Here is a 19,426-nt window from a genome sequence, read left to right on the forward strand (position 1 = left end):
CGCCTTCAAAACTCCTCGCCTTTCTCCACGGCACAGGCCCGCAGTCTGAGGCTTCGACTCTGCGCAACTTTGCTGGTGCCGCCGAGATTGTCTTCGGCCCGCACGCCGTCGTGGTTTCAGGCAAGAGAATAGCGCTTGCGCCTATGGAGATGAAAATCCTTAGATTCCTATTCGAAAAGCAGGGGCAGATCAGTACCCGCAAGCAACTTATCGAAGGCGTTTGGCTCCATCCACGCGCTGTAGAAACCCGGACAGTTGATGTACATATCGGCCGGTTGCGAAAAGCGTTTGCAGGACTCCGGAATCTGAGAATTCGTACGATATATGGGGCGGGTTACGCTCTCGACACCACGATGACCTCCGCATGCCTTAGCCTCTGACAGGCTACTGCGGGACAGGCGACTGGATCTACAGGCGGGGCGGATCAGCGATAATAGGCAGCTGTCGGTATCGGCAGGAATTGTTGCGCTTCCCGGCGAGCCGCATCGACTTTGCTATGAGGAATCATAAGGTTTTGTGACGAAGGGCAGCGATAACGCGATCGGCCATGAAAGCGCAGCGGGCGCCATCGAACGGGAACAGGGCCGAGAATGCGCCGGAGAGCTGTTTTTCAATCGACTGGCGCATCATCTTGCGCGCCCGGTGCAGCCGGGTCTTGGCTGTTTCGGGTCTTATGCCGAGGTAAGATGCGGCCTCGTCCGTACTCATGCCCTCGATATCCCGCAGCACGAAGACGGCGCGAAAATCATCCGGCAGTTCGTCGACCGCATTTTCGAGAAGATGCCGCGCCTGGCTCCTGGCGAGTTCGGTTTCCGGATCGGTCGCGGACAGGGACGAGGGAAACTGTAGCACTTCGCCACCAGGCGCCATCGTCTGCACGTCAATTTCCCCCAGCCCGGTGGTGTTCTTTCGAGCCCGCACGCGGCCCAGCGCCTCGTTGAGGGTAATGCGGGTCAGCCATGTCGAAAGTTGTGCGTCGCACCGGAACGTCGCCAGATTGGTGAATGCCTTGATGTAGGCGGCCTGGACGACATCTTCCGCCTCGGCATCGTTGCGGATGACGGCGCGCGCCGTCCGGAACAGGCGCTGATTGTGACGCTGAACGATGGTGCGGATGGCGGGCTCGTCGCCCATTTTCGCCAGGGGCACGAGATCGGCGTCGGACAGTATTGATATCTGCGGCCGGTGTCGCGCGGCCGGAACCGGAATGGCTGTCATGGGAATTCTCCGCCAGTTCGCCCGTCTTTCGATTGGCGCCCGGCCTGTGGCCGGACGTCCAGCTTGCCCGTCATAGCGGGATGAAAACGACAATAAAAATCAATCGTCCCCGCTTGGGCGACCGTCATGCGGCCTTCCGATTTCGGCGGCAGGTCGATATCGAAGCTCTTATCGAGAGCGGTTGCCGTGTGCCTGAATATATCATCGTTTCTCCAGACGATCACATCGCCGACATGCAGCTCGGCAGGCGGCGAGCCAAATTTCATGCCGGTGATGGCGATCTGATGGTCCGCCGCCGAGGCAACCCCGTTGCTCGCCCAAAGTAGTGCGGACGCAGCGGGAGCGATTTCATGAGCGAGCCCATTCCTCGAGCCTATTTGATCGTGGAAGCCAGATGTTCGGCATGCATCTGATGTTCTTTGAACAGGGTCAGGCCGGTTTCCAGCAGCGACTTGAGATCTTTATTCTGAGCCGACGGGATCAAGATGTTGGCAAGCGCGTCATTGACCGACTTGTGATAGGCGACTTCGTTTTCGACATAGGCCTTGTCGAACGCCACGCCGTCGAGTGCCTCCAGCGTCGTCAGTTCCTTACCTGTCTGTGTCGATAAGGACTGGCTGACGGGGTTGTCTTCGGGCGTCAGCTTCAGCTTCTTGACGAGGGCGAGCGCCTGGTCGTTGACGGCCTTGTGGTCGCGCTCCATGGTTTTGGCGAATGCAATGACTTCGGTATTCTTGCTCTTCTTCAACGCCTGCTCTGCCGCGGTGACATCGATCTGTCCCGCCGTATAGGCGATGTGGGCGATCGAGGATCGGTCGACTTGGCATCGGCGGCGATCGAGGCCGTGCCGAGCGATGCCACCATCAGAGTGGCGCCGAGAAATCGTTTCAACATGATCTGTCTCCCTTGTGTCGTGACCGACCTTCCGGCGGCAACGGTGGTCCTTCGGAAGCGAACATTGGATGCAGGTTTGTCGAAAAGGTTCCCGGAAATTTCGGACAGGGAGAGACCGTGTATCATCAGCGTTGGTCACCGACGCGTCAGTCTTTGCCGAGGAAGCGCTGAAGCACGATGGCATGATTGTGCTTCAGGTCTTTCGCAGCGTAGAGAAGCGTCGCGTCCTCTAGCCGGATCTGACGTTTCAACTCGTCGACGGCGGATGGGTTCTTCTCCAGCTCGTCCCGATACCGCTGCTGGAACTCGGTCCACTTGGCCGAATCGTGGCCAAACCACCGGCGCAGCGCCGGGCTTGGCGCGATATCCTTCATCCAGATGTCGACTGCTGCATCCTGCTTGCTCAACCCGCGCGGCCATAGTCGGTCGACCAGGATGCGCATGCCGTCCTTGTCGTCTTTCGGCTCGTAGATTCGTTTGATGTGCAAGGCCATTTGCTCACCCGCCATACGTTCGAAAGCCAATCTAGACGAATACGCGTGACAAGGTTTTGGTTCCAGGCTCGAGCCCGAGGAGCAGCTCGATCTGGTGCGTGGCACGGTCCAGCCAGCCTCCATCACCCGCAACTTAAGAAACGTAGTTGCCAATTGGCCACAGCTGCCTGCCTCCGAGCTGTCATAATTGATTTTTCGCGTGCAACTGGTATTGCTCGCTCGTCTGTCGCTGATATTTTTCGATTCTCTCAATATTGCCAAAAGGATAACTAATGCGAAAGCTGGCGCCGTTGGTCCTTGTCGCAGTTCTCACTGCATGCGCTCGGCCATCGGATGGCCCAACTGCCGGTGGTTTTTACAATGCCACCTCGCCGAACACCAATGAGCGCATCCCGGTGGTGAGGCTCTCGGAAGCGCCGATGGGTCAGGTGGCTGTCACTCCGCTTGCCTATGCTGCCACCGATCCCGGGCTCAGCCTGATGCGCTCAAGCGGATTTGCCGATACGAGACTGCGACGCGGCGACGTCATCGAGGTGACGATTCTCGATCCCGGCGAGGATGGGCTTTTCTCCTCAACCCAGAGCAAGACCCTCAATCTCGGCCGTTTCACTGTGGATTCGACCGGGAACGTGACGCTTCCCTTCATCGGCAAGCAACGGGTGGTAGATTCCTCGACCGAGGCGCTGCAGACGCGCATCATCACCGGCTTGAAGGGGTCGGCAGTCAATCCGCAGGCCGTCGTCACCGTGGTTGATAGGCCCTCCAGCGGTATCACCGTCAATGGCGACGTGCGTGCCGCCGGTCGCTTCCCGCTCACCGCCCGCAAGGAGCGCGTGCTCGATGCGGTCGCACTTGCCGGCGGCGCATCGTCTGCTCCGGGCTCCGCGACCGTCACGCTGATGCGCGGCAAGCAGCGCGCCACCGTGCCGCTCCAGCGCGTCATCGACGACAACAAACAGAATGTCTACCTGCTGCCTGATGATCAGATCTATATCGACAAGGATTCACCCACCTTCACCGCCTTCGGCGCCTTCAAGAGTGTCGGCGAGTTCGAATTCGAACCGGGCAGACTGACGCTTGCCCAGGCGCTCGGGCGAGCCGGAGGCCTGCTCGACGATCGTGCCGATGCGCGCAATTTCTATGTGCTGCGCAACCAGCCGGTCGATACGCAGGTTGCGGCCGCAAATGCCAAGAACCCCGCGCCGGCTGTCGCCAGCACCAAGCCGGTGATCTATCGCGTCAATCTGAAGGACGTTTCCAATCTGGCGCTGATGCAGCGGTTCCAGATGATGGATGGCGATATCATCTACGCCAGCAACGCCAGCCTGGTGGACTTTGCCAAGCTCTTCAACGTGTACCAGAAGAGTGTGCCGACGGCCGCAGCACCGATCCCCGGTTCCAGCGGCAATTAAGCATCGACAACAGGACATTTTGCGGAGCCGCCGAGCAGATGCAAGGCGGCTCTTGCATTTTCGGGCCTGTCCTGCGGGGTCCGTTGGGATAGGCGGTTCGCCAATGCCACCATGGCTTCGGTTCCATCGCTCTCCTCGTTGCAACGGCTGAGCAGCAAGGACAGAAGACACCCGGCGGCGTAAAGATCGGATCGTTCGTCGAGCGGTTCACCGGCCAACTGTTCGGGGGATGCGAAATCCGGCTGGCCGGCAAAGACAAGATCGAATTGACCATGCCGGCCTCCGCGCTCAAGCGCGATCCCGAAATCGGCGATCTTCAAACTGGAGAGATCGCCGTCGGCGATAAGGTTGAGCGGCGACAGGTCGCAATGCACGAAACCGCCGGCATGGATGGCTTCTAGGCCTGAAAGCACCGCCGTCGTGACCGCTATAACCTCACTGAGAAATAGCGGCCTTTCCTGCAAAAGATCCGCAAGCTTGCTCCCGAGCCACTCCATGACCAGGGCAGGGCGCCCATCGGCAAGGCGCAGAACGGTCTGGGTCGCGGCAATGCGGGGATGACGGAGCGCCATGCCGATTTCCGCCTCGCGCAGCATCAGTTTCCTGAGGACGGGATCGTCGGCGTGGTCGGGCTGCGGCACCTTGATGGCATGCAGCGTTCCGAGATCGCGATGGCGGGCGCGATAGACACGGGTGGCCGCGCCGTCATGGATCAGCGCCTCGAGCACAAAACTGTTGGCGATGATCTCGCAATCCGGCTCGTGGAGCCGGGCCTCTCCCCGATCAAGCGCGTCCCGGACGCGGTCTACCAGGATTTTCCGGGTCTCGGGTGATCCGTGATTCAACGCCTGCCAGAGATGCGAAAAACGTCGCGCGATCTCTTCGAAATCCATCTCCGGATGATCATCCGTCATCGGTCTTCACATCGATCACGATCGCGCTGAGGTTTTCACGGCAATTGGCAATCAGCCCCTCCTGGACGAGAATATCGGCCGCGTTTTCGATCTTTGCGGAAATGAGGATTTCGGCAATGCTTCGCTCGGGCACGGTGGTTGGAAGGGGCGCGCTGCAGAGCAGGAGCCTGTCGCCGGCCTGCAATCCGCCGGAGCGGACTTCGGGGATGAGATGTCCCCGCATGCCGATGGCGCGCGAAAGCGTGCGCCGCAGGCCGATCTCCACGTGGTCGCGCGTGAGGCAGCGCATCATGCCATCCCGCAGAAGATAGCAGCGGGCGTCACCCACCCAGAGCAGGGCGCAGCTTTCGCGAAGCGTGGCCAGCACGACTATGCTCGCGGCCGACGGTTCGCGATCAGAAGAAAGATAGGCCGATTGAAGCAGGCCGTGGGCTCGGCCAAGCTTGCCTTTGATGTCCTGCACCAGAGCTTCAATCGACTGCTGGTTCCCGGTTTCAGCCAGCATATGGACGGCGATCTTGCCGACCTCGGCAGCGCTGCTGCCGTCGCCGATGCCATCGGCGACGGCAAAAAGCGAGGGCGTTTCCGAGACGAGCAGCGCATCGGCGTTGACGCTCAGCCGTGTGCCGGGATGGGTGGCATGGCTGTGGCGGATCACCAGCGGACGATGCGGTTCGGCGATAACAGGGCCTGGTGTCTCGGCCGTTTCGGGTTGCCGCCGTGCAGAAGCCGCGGGGGAATTGTCGTGCAGTAGCTTCGGAAAATCCTCGGGGTCCGGGGCGCCGCCGATACGAAACCCCTTGGCTCGCCGATCCTCGGGGCTGATCCGCCACCAGAGCGTGCCGCGGCCGGAAGCATTGTCCTGCAGCGTCTCGTTTTCCGCGAGGTCGGCTGGGCGCAGGGTCCGCAGTCGCTTCAGGCTCGCGGTGAAGTGATTGATGTCGAAATCCCGCTTGGCCGAGCTTTCGGCGATCGCCTCGGCGGCCGTGAACCAGGTGTCATCAAGGTAGAGCTGACGCGGATGCTCGGCAAAGCCGTGAAGCTGGGCGGCGATAACCAGCGGGAAACTGCGCCCGACGCGGTCGAGGCTCGGAAGCAGAACGCCGGCAATGGTGGCCGACCCCCAAAGACCGCGTTCGACGATAAAACGCCATGCCGGCATCATGCGAAAGCGGCGTTCCCAATCCTCGCCGAGTTCCCGCTGCGCCGCTTGCAGCCCCGACTGCAGCCAGGCGTCGAGCGACGCCTGCAGGTGGCGGCTCAGTCCCGTCGAAACGAAATCGCCATGGCTCGGCAATTTGCCGAAGAAGCCGATCCTGTCGGCTTCGGTTTGGCTTCGGTCCAGGGTGGCGCGCTCGTTCATGACGGACCGGTCAGAATTGCGCCGGGCATGAGAAGGCGCCGAGCGCCTCCAGCCGGAATGGATTGAGCACCGAACCGAACTGCACGTCGAACTCCGCCGTCTGACTGTTCTGCTGGAATTTTGCCCGGAAGAGGTCGTCGCCCTGTATGGCGAGATCGGCATCGTCGAAGAGCCGGAAGGGCGACCAGTCGCCGTTCTCCGTCAGCGCCTGCTGCCAGCCGCCCGGCTGGAAGGCGAGGCGCGAGACGTTGCTGGCTTCGGTCGACGGCCAGGTGATCGATTTCGATTGGATGGGCCCATGGAAATAGACCACGCGTTCGCCCTCGATCTCCAGCATCACGGCGCTGGCCGCCTCGGTTAGCGATACCGGCTTGACGTTGATTGAAATCGACGGGTTCTCGCTGCCGGCCGGGAAAAAGGCGCGGTTGATCTTGTCGGCATTCTCGAACTGGGCGATCGCCGCACTCGGAATGCTTGTCGCGCCAAACGTGCCCTTCCAGCCCCATGGCGAGGCGCTGGTGTCGACGAAGGCTTCGAGCTTTTCCTTGAAGAAGGTCTTGAACAGCCCCTCCGGTCCGAAAAGCCTGATGAAATCGCTCATCGCCACGTCGCGCGGAGATTTCCGGTCGAAAGGATAACGACCGGCAACGACATTCGAGCAGAAGCCCGCGCCTTCGGCGGCCCAGGCGTCGCTGATGCGCGAACGAGCCGATTTGACCGCCAGCGATCCGACATCCGCAGCCAGCCCCGCCATCCAGCTATCGACCGGTGCCGGCAGCTTGCGGGCCTGCTGCAGCAGATCCTGGTTGGCGTCGGTGAGCTGGCTGTCGACGTCGAAGACTTTCGCGACTTCGGCGGTCGACGTCGTGGCGCGCGAAAGCTGCTCCTGGACCCGCTGCAGGATCGGTTCGAGTTGCCCGATCTCCGATCGCGGCGCATCTTTCGGCTGGTCGCCGGGCGACGACTGTCCGGCCGACGCCTTCAGCGCTTCGCGAAGTCGGCCGAAGGGATCGGGCGCGTTCGCTGCGCTGGCAAGCGCCGTGGTCGAGGCTGGCAGGTTGTCGCCGGCGGCCGAGGCGATTTCCGCCCCGAGCGCGCGCAGATCGGTGGCGGCGACGATCGATTTGGTGATCGTCTCGACCGGTCCGGGCTTGCCCGCCAGGATGCGGGTGGTTTCCGCCGCATCGCTAGTCGTCTGGGAAGGCTTCACCCTGATATCGGTGAGGATCGTCGACCAGCGCTGCTCGAAAGCGTCGAAATAAAGCTGAAGCGTCGCCTGGGCGATCGTGTCGACCGTGACGCCGGCGGGATTGGGATCGCCGCGGACCCATTGCTCGTCGAGCGCCTCGCGCGCGGCGTCGGTGATCCCAGGCAGAACGACGGTGCGATAGCCGGTCGCGGAGAAGAGGCCGGGAATGCCTTCGTTGAGCGGCGCCTTCGAGGTCCGCTCGAAGGCCTGTTCGCCGAGCGGCCCCAGCGCGCCTGCCGGGCTCCAGGCGGGAAGCGAGCGGGACCTGCGATATTCCGCCAGAATGTCATAGGCGCGGTTGGCGATGTTCTGCGAGCGGATGACTTCGCGCGCCTTGGCGATCAGCGCCTTGTCGAGCTCGATCGGTGGCAGCGCGCCGCGCGCCATGACATCGGCATGGGCAATCAGCGCCTGCCGGGCCGCCGCCCTGCCTTCGTCGGGATAGAGCCTCGTGAACATGTCTTCTGCTTCCACCGCGGCAAAGTCGGCATTCACCGGGCCGAGCCCGCCGAGCATGCCGTAGAGCTTCAACGCGTCGAAGGTTCGAGTGACGTCGGTGGTCTCGGTCATGTCCTTCTGAAGCTGCACAAGCATGCGCGGAAGGAGGAGCGTGTTCAGCGCCCGCTGATAGGCCTCGCGCTGCCGACTGGCGACCTTGCCTTCCTGGTCGAGGCCGAGGCTTATCGGCCAGACGCGGGTCTTCGAGAAGTCGGTGGTGACGGCGGCGAGATTGTCGAGCGCCGGCAGGATGCGCAGGAAATCCGCATCCGAAACGTCGCGAACCGGCACGCCACGCACCAGTTGTTCGTAGGCGTCGATGCGTCTTTCCGCGCCGGCCAGTGCCGTGGTGTTCTGGATGTAGGTGGCCGTCCAGCTCGTCAGCACCACGGCAAGCAGCAGGACAGTGGCGGCATAGGCCGCGCGGCGGAAGAGCATCTGCCGCCCCGAAAGCCGCTTATCGCGGGCGACCAGCGAGGCCTCGCCGAAGATCACCTCCTTGAAGAGGCGCGAGAGGAAATAGCTGCGTCGCATGCGGGGGACGGTGACCGTCTCCTCCCTCTGGGTGCTGGAGGCGAAATAGATGCCGCGCAGCAGCGGCGCCTCCACCAGCCTCGAACCCGAGCAAAGCTCGGTGACGACCTCGTGCAGACGCTCCTTCAAAGAGGTAAGCTCTGCCGGGAAACGGAAGATGCGGCCGCGCAATTCCGGATTGGGTTCCTGCTGCAGGCGTTCGATCAGCATGGTATCGACGCGCTGCTGCAGCAGGGTAAATTCCTCCATGAAGCGTTCCGGCAGGTTCGCCGCCTTGTAGCTCTCGTCGAGCCCGAAAGTCGTGCCCCAGACCTGTTCGCGGTCGTTTTTGTTGAAACCGTCGAAGAACTCCACGAAGCCGGTCAGCAGATCGGCTTTGGTCAGCAGCAGATAGACCGGCACGCGCGCATGCAGGAGTTCATCGAGTTCGGAAAGCCGCTGGCGGATCGCCCTGATCTCCTCGCGCTGCGCTTCCGGATCGCGCGTCAGGAGATCGCCGATCGACAGCGTCACCAGCGCGCCGTTGATCGGCTGGGAACGCCGGTACTTGCGCAGCAGGCCGAGGAAACCTTCCCAGCCGGCCTTGGCGGTGCCGTTCAGATCGTCCTGCGTCGTGTAGCGGCCGGCCGTATCGATGAGGATGGCCTCGTCGGTGAACCACCAATTGCAGTTGCGCGTACCGCCGATCCCCTGCACCGAGTTGCGGCCGAGTGCATCGCCGAGCGGGAATTTGAGGCCGGAATTGGTGAGCGCCGTCGTCTTGCCGGAACCCGGCGCGCCGAAGATGACATACCACGGCAGTTCGTAGATATAGCCGAAGCGCTTCTTGGTGATGCGGCGGAGCAGCTGCAGCGCTTCCTTGAGCCGATTATGGATCTCCCCAACCTCAGCTTGCTGGCTGGCCGCGGCTTCTGCTTCCGCGTCCCGTTCGATACCGTCGACGAGCTGCTTGTCGCGGCGGCGGTCGCGGATGGTCGTGAAGACGAGATAGGCGAGCCAGGCGGTTAGGATGATGCCGATCAGCGTCAGCCGGGCGCTGGCGCTCGCCAGCGGCTTGAAATCGCCATAGGCGGCGAGATAGCCGTAGAACCAGATGACGACACAGATTGCCGCCACCCAGATGATTGAGATGAAGCGGCGGCCGATGAGGCCGGCATAAGCCTCCACATAAGAGCGGATCGTATAGAAATAACTGAGCGGGTTCATCGCGAACCACCTCCTGCGGCGGGCGCCGTCGGTTCATCCGGCATTTCGGCCTGACGCGGTGTCGTCAAACCCGCATCGTTCAACCGTTCGCTCGGATCGGTCAGGACCAGGATTTCGGTGCGGCGGTTCATCTCCCGGCCCTCCGGCGTATCGTTGGCGGCGATCGGGTCGGTGTCGGCACGCCCCTCGGTCAGGATCGCGCCCGGCCCGGTGAATGAACTGAGTATTTCGCCGACCGCCTTGGCGCGGGCTTCGGAAAGGTGCCAGTTGGAGGGGAACTGCACGGTGCGGATCGGCACATTATCCGTATAGCCCACCACCACGGCGCGGAAGTTCTCTGCGGCCAGCGCACCGCCGATCCGCTGGAGGAGATCGTGGAATTTCTGGCTGACCTCCGCGCTGCCGGTGGCAAACAGGCCGGAATTGCTGATCCGCACCAGCAGCCTGCCATTCGAATCAGAGAGTGTGACGAGCTTCTTCTCGACCTCCGGCTGGAGGAAGGCGAGCAGATTGTCGAGCCGGCTCGGCGGTTTCACTTGCGGCGGTGGCGGCGTCGGCGGCGTTTCGGCGACGACAACAGGCGGCGGCTGCCGCGGCGGCTCCGGAACCTTGACCAATACGCTCGGCATATCGCGCGGCGGCAGCCTGGCGAGCCGCTCGAACGTTCCGTCGGAGGCACGATTGAGCGAGAGCGTGAAGAATAGGTAGCCGAACGCCAGGATCAGCGTCAGAAGGGAAAGAAGCGTCCAGATCGCGGCCGCGGTGCGCAGCGGCTGATGCCGGGCCGAAACGCCCTTCCAATGCGGGGAAAGCTCTCGTTCGAAGACGCCGTACTGGCCAAGCAGCGTCTTGTAAAGGCCATCGCGGATGCGGCCGAGCTCCAGCCCGCCGCGCGGTGAAACGCGGGTGCGGCCCTCGAAGGCAAGCGACAAGCAGAGATAGATGAGGAGAAGCAGGTCCTTGTTGGCGCCGGGGCTCTGGTGGAAATGGTCGAGCAGGTCGAACACCCGTTCGCCGCCGGTCACGTCCATATGGAAGGTGGAAACAAGCCCCGAGCGGGCCCAGCCGGCACGAACGCCCCAGGCCTTGCTGAGCACGACATCGTCGACCGTCGCGCAGACGACGTAGTGGGCTGCGCGCGCTCGTTCGGGGCTGATGCGGGCGCTCGCCAGATCGCGTTCGTAGCGGGCGACGGCCTCGATCGCCACCTGGCGAAGTTCGTCGATATCAGGCTGTTCTTCCGTGTAGCGTAGAGCATGGGCGAGGTTGAGGAGGGGTGCGGCCGAGCGCACCAGGGTCGGCACGTCTTCGGCGCCGAAGCGGAAATCTCGAACGAGCGTTTCGACGGACGCTCCGCTCTTCGGAAGCGATCCCGCCGGCGTCTTCCCTCCGTCGCTTTCGGGAAAGTCGAGGACGTCGTCGAGCATCTCCGCCATCTTGCGGGCGGATTGCTTTTTTCGAGTGCCGTCCTCGGTAAGTTCGACAATGGTCGGCAGGTTCTGCCAGGTGGAGGCGGGTTCGTTCTTCATTCTCTAAGTGCCCACAGTTCTATTTCGAGCCCGGGAAAATCGCCGGCGAGATGCACGGCGATGGCGCCCGAAGTGTCGAGTTGTTTCCAAAGCGGGTTCTTGGTGTCGAGTTCGAAATAGATAGTACCGGAGCGATAGGGGAGTTGGCGTGGCAGCACTGGCAGCGGCCGAACGGGGATGCCCGGCAGCGCGACGTTGACGAGGTCGGCGATGCGCTCCACCGGGCCGATCTTGATCTGCGCCGGCAGCTTGCGGCGCACGTCTTCGGCCGGCATCTCGGCCCGGACCGCCAGCACGAAGCCGGCATCTTTCAGCAGCGAACGGTCGTTGATCGTGCCGATCCTGACGCCATGCCGGCGTTCGGCCAGCTCGATCGCCACGGCTGCCTGTTCGAGCACGGATGACAGCGAGGCGCGCAGATCGTCGAAGACGGCCGCGAACGTCGCCTTCAGGTCGTCGTGGCGGTAAGGCGGAAAATCGCTCGCGCGCTTGCGGTCGGTCGTGAAGGTGGCGAGCTCGCCGGCAAGCTGGATGCAGGTCTCGTAAAAGACCATGGGGTGGATCCGCGTCGCATTCGCCGAAATGTGTTTCAGCATCGGATCCGCGCGGTTGAGCATCTGTAGCAGCAGGTAGTCGCCGACCTCCGCGGTCCCTCGAATAGTGGGATCGCCGATCCGTTCGGCGATGGCCTCTGCGCGGTGGCGCACGATGCCGAGCAGTTCGGTGATCAGCTCGCTCAGCCGTGCAGCAGCCGTACAATTGAGGCTTGGCACGATATAGTCCGGATCGAGGATCACGGCCCTGTCGGAACGCACCTCGATGATGCGGGCAAGTCCGATGAGCTCGTAGCCGGCGAGTTCATCGCCGGTCCTCAGATAACGCAGGCTGAGGCGACCGACATCGATCGGCGCCATGAAGTCGGTCTCGACATTTGCATCCGGCGCTTCGTAGGGCGAAGCGACGAGCCGGACGCTGTTGCGCGCGGCACCGCCGTTCAGCGCCACATCGGCTTTGCCCGGTTGACGGGAAGGAAGTGCGAGATAGACGACAGCATTCTTGGTGTTCTCGTCGAGATCGAGCGGCGGCGGCAGGTCGGTATCAACAGGGGCTTCGAATGGCGTTCCGTCCGGCAATACGCCGCGCAGGTTCGAGAGCGCGAATTGGCCGATCGCCAGTGCGCCGCGATCGATGCCGATTTCCGCCACTCCCCAGGGATAGGGCGACAGGCCGTGCGTCGCGGTGCGCACGAGCCGCTCGGTCCAGCGGTCCGCCTGCTGAAAATGCTGTACGCGAAGGAACATGCCTTCGCTCCAGGCCACCCGGTTTTCATTCCTCATGATGCGCGTCTTTTCCTTCCTGCCCGTCTTGCGGACGAGGCCCTGCCTGCGTGCCGTTCACCGCCCCCGTCATTGCGTGGCGAAACACGTCATGGATCGACCGGCTCTTGCCGTCCTGTTCGAATTGTGTCCGGTAGGCACGCCAATAGGCCCGGTCCCGGCCCCAGGGCGTGCGCCAGGCTCCGGTCTCGACCCGCGCCTCCAGCATGCGCGGCTCCAGCCGGCTTGCTGTCTGAACCAGAGCCTCAAGCGCCGAATTGAGGTCGAGCTGTTGCCCGAGCAGGGTCTCGATGCGCGCAAGAAGCGCTTCCTCCCTGCTGCTGTCGGCCAGGAAATCCGGCTCGCTGGCGGCGGATGGCGCACTCATCTCGAAAACGGCATAGCTATTTCGAACAGCCTCCTCGAGCCGGGCAAGCAGCGGCTCCAGGCGATCGGCGAAGGCTTCTGGGCGGCCGATCGTCAGCGCTGGAAATTCCTCGAGCTCCGGCTGCGGATCGTTGCCGTTGACGGTCTCGATGACCGGGGTCGGCCGGCGCTGAGTGATGGGCGCGGAGACATGGGTGGCGGAACCATGTTCCAGGTGGCTGCCATATTCGGTCTCCTCCGAATTCCAATCCTCCGGCAGAAGCTGGCTGACCGAGCGGATCTCCGGAGGGCCGCTCCAGCCGATCTCGACATTGCGGGATGAGGCGGTTGTCTTCTTGCCGCCCGTTTCGGGAAAAGCCCAGTCATCGCTCGCACGCTCGCCAAGGATACCGTTTGCAGCGCGGCCGCCCGGAGCGATATCGGCGAGGATGGCGGAAATGGTCAGCGGTTCGTCACTCAGCATGAGACCCGCATCGGGATCCTCGATATCGCGGTCCTTTTCGCCTGATATGTGGACAGAAAAGGCAAGTCCGCCCACCTCCAGCCGCGACCGGTCGGAAAGCCGCACGATCTGGCCTTCATGCACGGCGACGCCGTCGACCCGGGAGCCGTTTGCACTCTGGTCGCGCAGCAGGAAGCCTTCGCGGTCGCGCTCGATGATGCAGTGGAGCTTCGAAACGGAGCGCCGATCCTCCGGCAGCCGCCAGTCGCAATCCGGTGCCCGGCCGAGCGTTCGCCGGCCGCGTTCGAAGAACCATTTCGGCTGGCCTGATGGCGCCGCCGCATCACTGGTGATCTCTTTCAGTTCAAGCCGCATTCCTCGTCTCCTCACCGCGCCTGAACCGACAGGCGCTCGACGATCACTGCATCGCCGCTGTCGCTTGCAGCCGGCGCGACCCTCGCCCAACTGTTCCAGCCAAGGCGCGGTGGATCGCCCGCCTGTCCGAGCTGGCAGAAGGGAACGTCCTCCTTCTTCAGGATGGCCTGTATGTCGAATTCGAGCGCCGCGCCCACATAGAGCCGCGTCAGGGCGAAGAGCTCGGTGATGGCGCGTCCGCCAGGCGCGAGCGAGAGGTAATCGGCATAACCGAGCGGACCGATGACGATCCGAAAGCCGCCGCTGAAATCGTGGATCGCCGCACCTGCCGTTGCATTGACGCCAAGTTGGACGCCCTGCGGCTGGCCCATGCGGCTGCGCTCCTCGATCGGGATGGTCAGCCAGCGGCCGCGGAACAACTCGATCTCCACCGGCAGGCCGCTGAATTCGCACAGCATGGCGCGGAGGTTGACGGCATTGCGGTTGCGCGCGGCGAAGAAGCCCGAGAAACGCAGGATCAGCTCCTCGTCGACGCCGCTCTTTTCGACGAGACGCTTGGTGCCGAAGCCGGTCAGCGACAGGAGGGTGGTGACGAAGGCGTTGTTTGCCCATGTGCCGCCCCAGCGGAGCCGCCGGGCGATGCGGTATTTCTCGCAGGCATCAGTGAAGAGTGCCGCCATTCGCGCGCTGAACATGTCGAAGAAGCCCGCCAGCGCCCGCGACCTGTTGCGCTCCTCGCGCATGACGAGGTCGTTATAGGCCGACGGCATCGAGCCGAGTGCCCCGACGAGACCGGCAAGCGCACTGCGGACGACGGCGCCGCCGCCCTTGCGCTTGTATCCGCTGACGGCAAGAGGCGCCGGCGAGACGCCGACATGCGAGGCGACATCAAGCCGTCCTTCCCCCACCGAAGCCTGCGCGACGCGAAAGGCCGTCACCGGCTCGAAGCGGCTGGGGTCGCGTTCGAGCAGATCGGCAAGAGCGTCTGGCTTGCGGGCGACTGGGAGATCCATGATTTAATAGCGATCCTTCCTTAGAGAAGCGGGCGTGCGGCGGCGCGTGCCGGCCACCGGGCGATCGGCGTCGATTGCCCCTTCATCCCGATCACGAGCCGGGTGAAGCTGTTGACCGAGGTGTAGAGACTGAAGAAGCGGTCGAGCACGCTGCCGAACAGGAAGGCCGAGGGCCGGTCGATGGCGGCCGGATCGAATTCAAGCGCGATCTCGGTGCCGGGCACCATGCCGCCGCTGCCGAGACGGGCGGTTGAATTGCCCGCCTTGATCCGGACGAGCGCATCGACGAATTGTTTGGTCTCGGGGCTGTCCCGGAAGGCGTAGAGCGACAGGATATCCTTCAGTGCCGCACCGTCATTGTCGAAGAGTGACAGGTGGTTGAGGATGAGATGCGACATCAGCCGCCAGTTCCGCCCTTCCTGATCGTTCATCCTGACCGACGGCGTCGGCGGGATCAGGGCTTCGACGCTGGCGACAGCCTCGTGGCCGGAAGCGAGCTGCAGGAATGGATGGCCGCCGCCGAAGGGAAGCTGTTCCGGCAGGTCGCGGTTGAGGCAGAGCGTATCGACGCTTGCGACCGCATCGACAGGACCTGAAGAACGGCGCTGCCTGTCGACGAAGGCGATGTCCATGTCGCTGGTTCTGTCGTCTTCGTCGAAGCGGCGATAGGCCTGCCAGTAGGTCGCGCTCGTGCCAGCCCGTTGCGACCGCCCGAAGAACGGCTGGCAGAATTCCTCCTGGCCGCGCGATCCGGTCAGTAGAACCCGGTCGATCGAATAGATCTCGCGGGTCTTCTGGCGCCGCGCATCCGGCAGGAGGCGGTATTCCGTGCGGGTGCCGTCGATGGCGATCGGCTCGCAGACCTGGCGGAAGAGGTTGACGACGGGCGTTGCGTTGAGCGCGAAGTCGCGGACCGAGACTGCGCGTTCGAGCTTGGCGTCGCTTTCCCCGAGGTAGACGAAGAGCTCCAGCGTGTCGCCGCGCCAGGCGTCGAGCCCTTCGATGTCGAGAAACAGAAATTTGCGCGGCAGAGCGAAAAATTCGGTTAGCAGCCGGTAGCCGATGAAGCTCGGCGCCGGATAGGGCAGCATGGCCTCTTCAGGTTCGAAGCCGACCGGTTTGAGATTGCCCGCCGGCAGGAAGACCGGCGAACGGTCGTCCGCATGTTTGGCAAGCGCGATGCCGAGCGTGTGGTTGGCAAGCAGTTCGTAGATCGCCACTGCCTGTTGCCAGGGAGACGGAATGTGCAGGCGCAGCCGGCTCATGCCAAGACCGCCAAGCGGCTTTCGGGCATCGAGAGAGCGGATGGACAGCCTCAGGCAACCGGCAACGCCGGCATAGGGCGAAAGCGGCGCATTGATCGGCTGGCCGGAAAGTTCAGCACCGGTGATTTCGATCGGCGCGATCTCGACCTCCTGCGTGGTGCGGAAGCGGCAAGCTTCGCCTCTCACCGGCTCGGCCAGGATTTCCGTATGGCGCGGCACGGTCTGGACCGAGGCGAGCGTGTCGCTCGGGCGGAACTTGACGATGCTCATCGAGGGCAGTGGGGCCAGATAATGGGGATAAAGCGTTTCCAGCAGGCCGTCGGTCAGCTCGGGAAACTCGTCGTCCAGCTTCTGGCGGACGCGGGCGGCCGAATAGGCGAAACTCTGGATCAGGCGTTCCACATGCGGGTCGTCGGCGACGTCGCCGGTCATGCGCAGGCGGCCGGCGATCTTCGGGAAGGCATCGGCAAAGCGCGCGGCCCGGCGGCGGAGCGCCAGCAATTCCTCATTGTAGCGGTGCAGGAAACCTTCAGCCATGCGCCGCCTCCACGAGGAAGCGCTGGGTCGAGGGATCGATGGTCGACTCGAAGCTGATCGGCGGCATGCCTTCATGCAGGCGGAAGGTCGCCTGGATGCGCATGCGCAGCGCCCGTTCGGTCATCGTCCGGCTCTTCAGGATCGTCACCCGCACATCGGAAAGCCGCGTTTCGAAAAGCGCAATCCGCCGCTCGATCGCTTGCGCCAGCTTGAGCTTGGCCTGGTCGGTCATCAGATTTGCCGAGACGATGCCGTCGACGCCATAGCTGACCAGCGCGTCCCTGAGTTCGGAAAGTGCTGCCGGCGGCGTTGCCGGGCAGCGCCGCGTGTTGAGCAGTGCTTCGAGATCGCGGCGGATCGCCTCCCTGACGTCGCGGACCTGGTCGACGAAGCTCATCGGCGGATCGACGGTGCGATCCGGAGCCTCGTCGATCAACCTGTCGAGGATCGAGCGGGCAAGGACGCGGTCGCGCAACCGGTAGCGTTCGAGGGGGTCAACCATGCGCGACGTGCCTGCCGGCAGCCGTTGCCGGCAAGATCTCCAGACTTTGGGTGTCATGGAAGGAAACCAGTTCGTCGCCGGCGAGGTAGCAGCGCTGGCCACGGCCGGTGGTGATGCCGGTCGTCTCCTCGATCCATTCTGTCTCGCGGCCGAGCCTGAGCGTCGCATCCTTGCCGGTGCCATGATAGACCGCCGGCAGAAGCACCGACGCGGCTGCGCCGTCGATCAGGGAGAGCTCGGCGCGGCGGAAGGTCAGATCGCGCGGACGCCCAATCGGCTCTATCGAGAGAGCTGCGATCTTGGAAAAATCGATCCAGAGATAGCCGCCGCCGGTCATGATGACTTCGAGAGCATGCGGTGTGCGGTCGTCGAGATCGCGGAAATCGGAGACGGCCCTGCCGTTCCAGATCAGCGGACGTTCGCCCCTCAGCTTCTCGAGCGCATCGAGCGTGGTCCTCGCCTCATCCGCATCCCCGCCGCGATGGGCGATGCCGAGGCGGACCGCGAGCTTGTCGAGTTCGCTCGGCCCCTGTGGAAATTCCGGCAGGGCGCCGCTTTCGAACCAGGCGTCGCGCGCCGCCATTGCCCGAAGCTCGTTGCGCAGCAGGGCGAAGCCCATCGTCGCGTCGGGAGAGAGGGTGGCAGCAAGGCTGCACTGATTGTCCGCCCGCTGGTAGTCACCGGCAAGCACGAGAAGATCGATATAGAGATGCCGCGCCTCCTGATCTGACGGCTTGACCTTCAGATGCGCCTTGACCTCCTCGATCGCGTCATCGAGGGCATTGTCGCTGAGCGATTGGGCGATGCTGGCGGAAAGCGTCATGCGGACATCCTCTCGGGTATGGCAACGGGGCGGCTCAGGATCTGGCCCGTGGTCGCGGTCTCGGCGATGAGATGGAAGCTCGTGGCAACGTCATCGAGCTGGAAATGCGGCTGCAGCCGGACGGTGCAGGAGAAGCTGCCGGGCTTGCCCGGAATCTCGGCGACGCCGATGCCGGCCGAGCGCAGGGGGAAGCGGGTGCGCAGCGCGATGTCGGCGTCGTCATTGCCGAGCGTATAGGCGGTCAGCCAATCCGCCAGCTTCCGCTCGATCGAGATCGCATCGGCAAGCTGGCCGATTTCGTCGCGCATAATGACCTTGAGATAATGCGAGAAGCGCGACGCACAGAGCACATATTGCAGCATGGCGGCGAGGCGGGCGTTCTGGCGTGCATGTTCGTTGGAGTAGTGGGGCGGCGCATGCAGGGACTGATTGGAATTGAAAATCGCCGAAGAGGAGAGATAGGTGGTCGCGGCAGGGATGATGCCGAGCTCGCAGAGCTGCTGCTCCTGGCCGCTGGTCAGATGGATTTCCACCGGCGCCTGAGCTGATAGTCCGTTGCTTTCGGTGCCGAAATCATAAGGTGGAAGCTCGGTTGCGCTCAGTAGGCCACCGTCGATAGCGTCCTGCGTGACGCCGCGGATATCGGCGAACCATCCGGAATCGATGAAATTGCGAATGACGACGGTCGCAAAGGCGAAAGCGGCGTTGCCCCAGAGAAGCGAACTGCCGTCGCTAGCAACGCTTTCCCGGAAGGGAAAGCCGTCGTTGCGATTGCGTGCATGAGGCGTAAGCGGCGAGCGCATCAGGATGCGTGGCGCGACAAGTCCCAGGAAACGCGAATCCTCACGCGCGCGCAGACCGTTCCAGCGGATGCGGGCGGTCTCATTGGCAAGCCAGGAAAAGTCGTTGACCCGGTTCAGCTCGTGAAAGTCTTCAAGCCCGATCGCCAGCGGCGCAGCACCTGCGATGAAGGGGCAGAAGGCGGCGGCCGCCACCATGCCGATCTGCGACAGCGTGCTGACCGGATCGCCGCCGGCCGGATCGGCCGGAGAAAGATAATAGTCGCCGACCAGCAGGCCGAAGGGTTCGCCGCCCGGCATGCCGAACTCGCGGCTGTAGATCAGTTCGAAGAGGTGGCTTTGGTCGAAGTCGCTGGCACGCTCCATGCTCCGCGTGAGCTCGCCCCAGCTGACGCCGAGAAGTTTGACTTTCACTTCGCCGCTGCGCCCTGCCTCGCGCACGAGCATGGCGAGGCCACGCCATCTCGCCTCCATCGCCTGAAAATCGGGATGGTGGAGGATGGCATTGACTTGCTTGTTCAGCGCTTCGTCGATCAGCGTAATCAGCTGATCCGCCCGGCGCCGCCATTCGGTGCTGGAACCCATCGTCAACCTGACACAGATGTTTCGAACGCAAGGTCCAAGCGCGGCGGCAACCCGCCGCGCTTGGACCTGC

At 63.4% G+C, this 19,426-nt stretch carries 15 protein-coding genes and 2 pseudogenes; 2 read left to right on the forward strand and 15 right to left on the reverse strand.

All coding sequences use genetic code 11. The features are described 5' to 3' along the window. Positions 1–380: winged helix-turn-helix domain-containing protein (locus HFO71_RS21005; protein ID WP_221988393.1), on the forward strand; the 380-nt coding region annotated here is incomplete at its 5' end. A 124-nt stretch (positions 381–504) separates the two neighbouring features. Here the strand turns inward: HFO71_RS21005 and HFO71_RS21010 are convergent. From HFO71_RS21010 to HFO71_RS21020, 4 genes and pseudogenes are all read right to left on the reverse strand, one after another. Next, positions 505–1,218 (reverse strand): RNA polymerase sigma factor, encoded by a 714-nt coding sequence (locus tag HFO71_RS21010; protein ID WP_168339505.1) that lies wholly within the window; start codon positions 1,216–1,218, stop codon positions 505–507. Continuing rightward, positions 1,215–1,582, reverse strand: a pseudogene (locus HFO71_RS35870) (cupredoxin domain-containing protein). Before HFO71_RS35870 ends, HFO71_RS21010 begins: the two are co-directional and overlap by 4 nt. 9 nt (positions 1,583–1,591) lie before the next feature. Then, a pseudogene (locus tag HFO71_RS21015) lies at positions 1,592–2,112 on the reverse strand (DUF4142 domain-containing protein). A gap of 146 nt (positions 2,113–2,258) precedes the next feature. After that, positions 2,259–2,606, reverse strand: coding sequence for a DUF488 domain-containing protein (locus HFO71_RS21020; RefSeq protein ID WP_168258433.1), 348 nt, complete (start codon positions 2,604–2,606; stop codon positions 2,259–2,261). A gap of 272 nt (positions 2,607–2,878) precedes the next feature. Between HFO71_RS21020 and HFO71_RS21025 the strand changes: the two genes are divergently transcribed. Further along, the gene (locus HFO71_RS21025) at positions 2,879–4,018 is read left to right on the forward strand and encodes a polysaccharide biosynthesis/export family protein (RefSeq protein ID WP_168255837.1); all 1,140 of its coding nucleotides are present in this window, start codon (positions 2,879–2,881) and stop codon (positions 4,016–4,018) included. On the opposite strand, the gene HFO71_RS21030 is transcribed toward HFO71_RS21025, so the two are convergent. The 11 genes from HFO71_RS21030 to tssC are packed head-to-tail and all read right to left on the reverse strand — an operon-like array spanning position 4,015 to position 19,356. Further along, a complete protein-coding gene (locus HFO71_RS21030) occupies positions 4,015–4,932 on the reverse strand; it encodes a serine/threonine-protein kinase (protein ID WP_168335557.1) in 918 nt (305 codons plus the stop codon). The genes HFO71_RS21025 and HFO71_RS21030 overlap by 4 nt on opposite strands. Continuing rightward, on the reverse strand, positions 4,922–6,295 hold the full coding sequence (gene tagF / locus HFO71_RS21035) for a type VI secretion system-associated protein TagF (protein ID WP_170269004.1): 1,374 nt from the start codon (positions 6,293–6,295) through the stop codon (positions 4,922–4,924). Before tagF ends, HFO71_RS21030 begins: the two co-directional genes overlap by 11 nt. Positions 6,296–6,305: 10 nt before the next feature. Next, positions 6,306–9,782 carry a type VI secretion system membrane subunit TssM gene (tssM, locus tag HFO71_RS21040; RefSeq protein ID WP_221988394.1) on the reverse strand — a complete coding sequence of 1,159 codons (3,477 nt, stop codon included), beginning with the start codon at positions 9,780–9,782 and terminating at the stop codon, positions 6,306–6,308. Then, on the reverse strand, positions 9,779–11,311 hold the full coding sequence (tssL, locus tag HFO71_RS21045; RefSeq protein ID WP_168335554.1) for a type VI secretion system protein TssL, long form: 1,533 nt from the start codon (positions 11,309–11,311) through the stop codon (positions 9,779–9,781). The genes tssM and tssL overlap by 4 nt, the downstream gene beginning before the upstream one ends. After that, entirely contained in the window at positions 11,308–12,648 is a 1,341-nt protein-coding gene (tssK, locus tag HFO71_RS21050; protein ID WP_168335553.1) for a type VI secretion system baseplate subunit TssK, read from the reverse strand. Before tssK ends, tssL begins: the two co-directional genes overlap by 4 nt. Next, entirely contained in the window at positions 12,638–13,831 is a 1,194-nt protein-coding gene (locus HFO71_RS21055) for a type VI secretion system-associated FHA domain protein (protein ID WP_168335552.1), read from the reverse strand. The genes tssK and HFO71_RS21055 overlap by 11 nt, the downstream gene beginning before the upstream one ends. An 11-nt stretch (positions 13,832–13,842) precedes the next feature. Then, positions 13,843–14,844 carry a type VI secretion system baseplate subunit TssG gene (gene tssG, locus HFO71_RS21060; protein ID WP_168335551.1) on the reverse strand — a complete coding sequence of 334 codons (1,002 nt, stop codon included), beginning with the start codon at positions 14,842–14,844 and terminating at the stop codon, positions 13,843–13,845. 20 nt (positions 14,845–14,864) lie between these two features. Beyond that, complete coding sequence (gene tssF, locus HFO71_RS21065; protein ID WP_168335550.1) at positions 14,865–16,646, reverse strand: type VI secretion system baseplate subunit TssF; 1,782 nt, start codon at positions 16,644–16,646, stop codon at positions 14,865–14,867. Further along, a complete protein-coding gene (gene tssE / locus HFO71_RS21070) occupies positions 16,639–17,148 on the reverse strand; it encodes a type VI secretion system baseplate subunit TssE (RefSeq protein ID WP_025397003.1) in 510 nt (169 codons plus the stop codon). Before tssE ends, tssF begins: the two co-directional genes overlap by 8 nt. Beyond that, on the reverse strand, positions 17,141–17,971 hold the full coding sequence (locus HFO71_RS21075) for a type VI secretion system accessory protein TagJ (protein WP_168335549.1): 831 nt from the start codon (positions 17,969–17,971) through the stop codon (positions 17,141–17,143). The genes tssE and HFO71_RS21075 overlap by 8 nt, the downstream gene beginning before the upstream one ends. Next, complete coding sequence (gene tssC / locus HFO71_RS21080; protein ID WP_168255847.1) at positions 17,968–19,356, reverse strand: type VI secretion system contractile sheath large subunit; 1,389 nt, start codon at positions 19,354–19,356, stop codon at positions 17,968–17,970. Before tssC ends, HFO71_RS21075 begins: the two co-directional genes overlap by 4 nt. Positions 19,357–19,426 lie beyond the last annotated feature (70 nt).

Origin of the sequence: Rhizobium laguerreae (assembly GCF_019778565.1) — a bacterium.
Taxonomy (GTDB): Bacteria; Pseudomonadota; Alphaproteobacteria; order Rhizobiales; family Rhizobiaceae; genus Rhizobium; species Rhizobium laguerreae.

Bases quoted from the DNA above. Each gene is read 5' to 3' on its own strand.
- HFO71_RS21010 (WP_168339505.1), bottom strand. From the start codon at position 1,218: ATGACAGCCATTCCGGTTCCGGCCGCGCGACACCGGCCGCAGATATCA.
- HFO71_RS21020 (WP_168258433.1), bottom strand. From the start codon at position 2,606: ATGGCCTTGCACATCAAACGAATCTACGAGCCGAAAGACGACAAGGAC.
- HFO71_RS21025 (WP_168255837.1), top strand. From the start codon at position 2,879: ATGCGAAAGCTGGCGCCGTTGGTCCTTGTCGCAGTTCTCACTGCATGC.
- HFO71_RS21030 (WP_168335557.1), bottom strand. From the start codon at position 4,932: ATGACGGATGATCATCCGGAGATGGATTTCGAAGAGATCGCGCGACGT.
- tagF (WP_170269004.1), bottom strand. From the start codon at position 6,295: ATGAACGAGCGCGCCACCCTGGACCGAAGCCAAACCGAAGCCGACAGG.
- tssM (WP_221988394.1), bottom strand. From the start codon at position 9,782: ATGAACCCGCTCAGTTATTTCTATACGATCCGCTCTTATGTGGAGGCT.
- tssL (WP_168335554.1), bottom strand. From the start codon at position 11,311: ATGAAGAACGAACCCGCCTCCACCTGGCAGAACCTGCCGACCATTGTC.
- tssK (WP_168335553.1), bottom strand. From the start codon at position 12,648: ATGAGGAATGAAAACCGGGTGGCCTGGAGCGAAGGCATGTTCCTTCGC.
- HFO71_RS21055 (WP_168335552.1), bottom strand. From the start codon at position 13,831: ATGCGGCTTGAACTGAAAGAGATCACCAGTGATGCGGCGGCGCCATCA.
- tssG (WP_168335551.1), bottom strand. From the start codon at position 14,844: ATGGATCTCCCAGTCGCCCGCAAGCCAGACGCTCTTGCCGATCTGCTC.
- tssF (WP_168335550.1), bottom strand. From the start codon at position 16,646: ATGGCTGAAGGTTTCCTGCACCGCTACAATGAGGAATTGCTGGCGCTC.
- tssE (WP_025397003.1), bottom strand. From the start codon at position 17,148: ATGGTTGACCCCCTCGAACGCTACCGGTTGCGCGACCGCGTCCTTGCC.
- HFO71_RS21075 (WP_168335549.1), bottom strand. From the start codon at position 17,971: ATGACGCTTTCCGCCAGCATCGCCCAATCGCTCAGCGACAATGCCCTC.
- tssC (WP_168255847.1), bottom strand. From the start codon at position 19,356: ATGGGTTCCAGCACCGAATGGCGGCGCCGGGCGGATCAGCTGATTACG.